This is a genomic window from Streptococcus sp. 2020WUSS084 (genome assembly GCF_044427445.1).
Lineage (GTDB): Bacteria > Bacillota > Bacilli > Lactobacillales > Streptococcaceae > Streptococcus > Streptococcus suis.
The window spans coordinates 1-4,150 of record NZ_JAOTGC010000032.1 but is presented as its reverse complement, the minus strand read 5'-3'; the positions used below and the strand labels follow the sequence as shown (position 1 = coordinate 4,150).

Genomic DNA, 4,150 nt, shown 5'->3' with positions numbered 1-4,150 from the left:
ACATCTATTTTTATAATCATCAACGATTTCAAGAACGCAACAACGGCCTTGCCCCTCTTGAAATGAGGAACAAGGCCGTCGCCTAATCTTTTATTATTTCATTGTCCACTTGACAGGGAGCAGTTCACTGAGCTCTGCAGGTATTTTTTTACAGAAAAACGATAAAGATTATCTTTGACTATTTGCCTTTTTTAGCGTAAAATAGAAAGGAAAGACAAAAAAGGAGAACAGCCTTGGAACTTAACGTATTTGCAGGACAAGAAAAAAGCGAACTTTCCATGATTGAAGTAGCCCGTGCTATTTTGGAAGAACGTGGACGTGACAACGAAATGTATTTCAACGACTTGGTCAATGAAATTCAAAACTACCTTGAAAAATCAAACAGCGAGATTCGCGCAGCCCTCCCAACCTTCTATTCTGATTTGAATGTGGATGGAAGCTTCATTCCACTTGGCGAAAACAAATGGGGCTTACGTTCTTGGTACGCAATTGATGAGATCGACGAAGAAGTGATCACTCTTGAAGAAGATGATGAAGATGCACCAAAACGCAAGAAGAAACGCGTCAATGCCTTTATGGACGGTGATGATGATGCGATTGACTATGGACATGATGATCCGGAAGATGAGGACAACTATCCAGGTAGTGTATCATCAGAATACGATGATGAAAATCCAGATGATGAAAAAGATGAAGTTGAGTCTTATGATTCGGAAATCAACGAAATTATCCCCGATGACGAATTGGATGAAGAGGATGTTGATTTAGGTGAAGATGACGATGAGTATTCAGATGAAGAGGTCGTCGACGAATAAGAATTATATCCCCATAGGTTCTTAAAAATAATTTGACAAGACTACCAAATTACGATAAGATATTATCGGGCACCTCTTTTGAGGTCGGAGCTCCCTAGCGATAGGGAGCTATTTTTGTTTTTTCTTCAAGTTAACAGGAAGTATCCCCACAAACCGCTTCCTATTAGCCTGAATCGTAGAAAAGGAGTTTGCATGACAAAGTATATTTTTGTAACAGGTGGTGTTGTTTCCTCTATCGGCAAAGGGATTGTAGCAGCCAGTCTAGGTCGTTTATTGAAGAACCGAGGTCTCAAGGTAACAATCCAAAAATTTGATCCATACATCAACATTGACCCGGGAACAATGAGTCCGTATCAACACGGTGAAGTTTTTGTGACGGATGACGGTGCAGAAACCGACTTGGACCTTGGGCACTATGAGCGTTTCATCGACATTAACCTGAACAAATATTCAAATGTTACAACAGGTAAAATTTATAGCGAAGTCCTCCGTAAAGAGCGTAAAGGGGAATACTTAGGGGCGACAGTTCAAGTTATTCCACACATTACAGATGCTTTGAAAGACAAAATCAAGCGTGCAGCTCGTACTACAGATGCAGATGTCATCATCACGGAAGTGGGTGGTACAGTAGGTGATATTGAAAGCTTGCCATTCCTTGAAGCGCTTCGTCAGATGAAGGCAGATGTCGGTTCAGACAATGTTATGTATATCCATACAACACTCTTGCCTTATCTCAAAGCAGCAGGCGAAATGAAAACTAAGCCAACACAACATTCTGTAAAAGAGTTGCGTGGTCTAGGCATTCAGCCCAACATGTTGGTAATTCGGACAGAGCAGCCTGCTGGACAAGGAATTAAAAATAAACTGGCACAATTCTGTGATGTTGCTCCAGAAGCAGTTATTGAGTCCTTGGATGTCGAACATCTTTACCAAATCCCATTAAATATGCAAGCACAGAACATGGATCAAATTGTTTGCGATCACTTGAAGCTCGACGTACCTCCAGCAGATATGACAGAGTGGACAGCGATGGTAAACAAGGTTCTTAATCTCCAGAAAAAAGTAAAAATCGCTTTAGTTGGTAAGTATGTAGAATTACAAGATGCCTATATTTCTGTAGTTGAAGCTCTAAAACACTCAGGATATGCAAATGATGCTGCTATCGAATTGGACTGGGTCAATGCAAATGATTTGACAGCAGAAAACGTAGCTGAACGTCTAGGACAAGCACAAGGAATTATCGTTCCTGGTGGCTTTGGACAACGTGGTACAGAAGGGAAAATACAAGCCATTCGTTATGCTCGTGAGAATGACGTGCCAATGCTAGGGGTCTGCTTGGGAATGCAGCTGACCTGTGTAGAATTTGCACGTCACGTTCTCGGTTTAGAAGGTGCTAACAGCTTTGAATTAGACCCAGAAACAAAATATCCAATTATTGACATCATGCGTGATCAAATTGGAGTGGAAGATTTAGGAGGAACTCTCCGTTTAGGTCTTTATCCAAGCAAGCTCAAACGTGGCTCCAAGGCTGCAGCTGCTTATGATAATCAAGAAGTTGTACAACGTCGCCATCGTCATCGTTATGAGTTTAATAATGACTTCCGTGAACAATTTGAAAAAGCAGGTTTTGTTTTCTCAGGCGTGTCACCAGACAACCGTTTGGTAGAAATTGTTGAAATTCCAGAAAATAAATTCTTCGTTGCTTGTCAGTATCACCCAGAGCTTTCCAGCCGACCGAACCGACCTGAAGGTCTTTATACGGCTTTTGTCACCGCAGCGGTAGAAAGGAGTCAGGAGAGATAGACTAGTTTTGTCTGACCTAAGCGACTTTTCTAGAGAAATGTTATAATGAAAACAAAAGGAGGGAAGAAGATGTTTCTAAACATTTTAGCTAGTATTCGTACTAATAATTTTCAAGATGAGCATTGTATAGAAAAAATCCAGGCTCTCTGGCAGGAACAAGAGGAAGCGGTGAAAGAAGCTTTTGCCCAAGGGGAACCGGTCTATGCCGTCTATCATGACTATGCCAGTGATTACAAAGGAGACTACAGTCTCTCTATCTGCCGTTTGACAGATGGGGAAGTCTATGATTTTGACACATCCGAGCAGATCTATCAAGTATTTGAGGCTGATAAGGAGGATCCTCAAGCGATTCTTCATGCTTGGCAGAGGATTTGGCAGGCAGAAGAATCAGGTGAGCTTCATCGGGACTACACTATTGACTTTGAAAAATACGATCCCGACCAAACGGTGGCTGTCTTTATTGCGACTCAGCAGCACTGAGTTTTCTGTGTTCCTGCCTTAGCTCCATTTTCGCTTAGATTTTCCAATTTTACTGATTGAATAGAAAGTTGATTTTTTGAAATAAACTAAAAAATTTTCTTGACAAGCCTTAGCTGTCCTGTTATACTAGTAAGGTACTCAATCGCGGGGATGGCGGAATTGGCAGACGCGCAGGACTAAGGATCCTGTGACCGCTTTAGGTCGTGTGGGTTCAAGTCCCACTCTCCGCATAGTGGACTAGCTAAGGGGCTAGTCCTTTTGCTTTGTCTAGATAAGTGCAGAGCGCGATATATGCTAGTTTATAAATTACAAGCAGGAGAGATAGACTAGTTTTGTTTGACCTAAGCGACTTTTCTAGAGAAATGTTATAATGAAAACAAAAGGAGGGAAGAAGATGTTTCTAAACATTTTAGCTAGTATTCGTACTAATAATTTTCAAGATGAGCATTGTGTAGAAAAAATCCAGGCTCTCTGGCAGGAACAAGAGGAAGCGGTGAAAGAAGCTTTTGCCCAAGGGGAACCGGTCTATGCCGTCTATCATGACTATGCCAGTGATTACAAAGGAGACTACAGTCTCTCTATCTGCCGTTTGACAGATGGGGAAGTCTATGATTTTGACACATCCGAGCAGATCTATCAAGTATTTGAGGCTGATAAGGAGGATCCTCAAGCGATTCTTCATGCTTGGCAGAGGATTTGGCAGGCAGAAGAATCAGGTGAGCTTCATCGGGACTACACTATTGACTTTGAAAAATACGATCCCGACCAAACGGTGGCTGTCTTTATTGCGACTCAGCAGCACTGAGTTTTCTGTGTTCCTGCCTTAGCTCCATTTTCGCTTAGATTTTCCAATTTTACTGATTGAATAGAAAGTTGATTTTTTGAAATAAACTAAAAAATTTTCTTGACAAGCCTTAGCTGTCCTGTTATACTAGTAAGGTACTCAATCGCGGGGATGGCGGAATTGGCAGACGCGCAGGACTAAGGATCCTGTGACCGCTTTAGGTCGTGTGGGTTCAAGTCCCACTCTCCGCATAGTGGACTAGCTAAGG

The 4,150-nt window shown here is 41.9% G+C and carries 4 protein-coding genes and 2 tRNA genes; all 6 read left to right on the top strand.

Going from position 1 to position 4,150, the window contains the following annotated elements; translation table 11 throughout:
- Positions 1 to 233: 233 nt before the first annotated feature.
- The 6 genes from rpoE (at position 234) to ODU50_RS10245 (ending at position 4,133) form a co-directional block, all read left to right on the top strand.
- Positions 234 to 815, top strand: a complete 582-nt coding sequence (gene rpoE, locus ODU50_RS10270; protein WP_011921912.1) for a DNA-directed RNA polymerase subunit delta — start codon at positions 234 to 236, stop codon at positions 813 to 815.
- A gap of 192 nt (positions 816 to 1,007) precedes the next feature.
- A complete protein-coding gene (locus ODU50_RS10265) occupies positions 1,008 to 2,618 on the top strand; it encodes a CTP synthase (RefSeq protein ID WP_105152811.1) in 1,611 nt (536 codons plus the stop codon).
- A 69-nt stretch (positions 2,619 to 2,687) separates the two neighbouring features.
- Positions 2,688 to 3,098 (top strand): GyrI-like domain-containing protein, encoded by a 411-nt coding sequence (locus ODU50_RS10260; protein WP_105142063.1) that lies wholly within the window; start codon positions 2,688 to 2,690, stop codon positions 3,096 to 3,098.
- 144 nt (positions 3,099 to 3,242) lie between these two features.
- Positions 3,243 to 3,328 (top strand) — tRNA-Leu (locus ODU50_RS10255).
- Between the two features lie 164 nt (positions 3,329 to 3,492).
- Entirely contained in the window at positions 3,493 to 3,903 is a 411-nt protein-coding gene (locus ODU50_RS10250) for a GyrI-like domain-containing protein (protein WP_029178982.1), read from the top strand.
- 144 nt (positions 3,904 to 4,047) lie between these two features.
- A tRNA-Leu gene (locus ODU50_RS10245) sits at positions 4,048 to 4,133 on the top strand.
- The last annotated feature ends 17 nt before the right edge of the window (positions 4,134 to 4,150 follow it).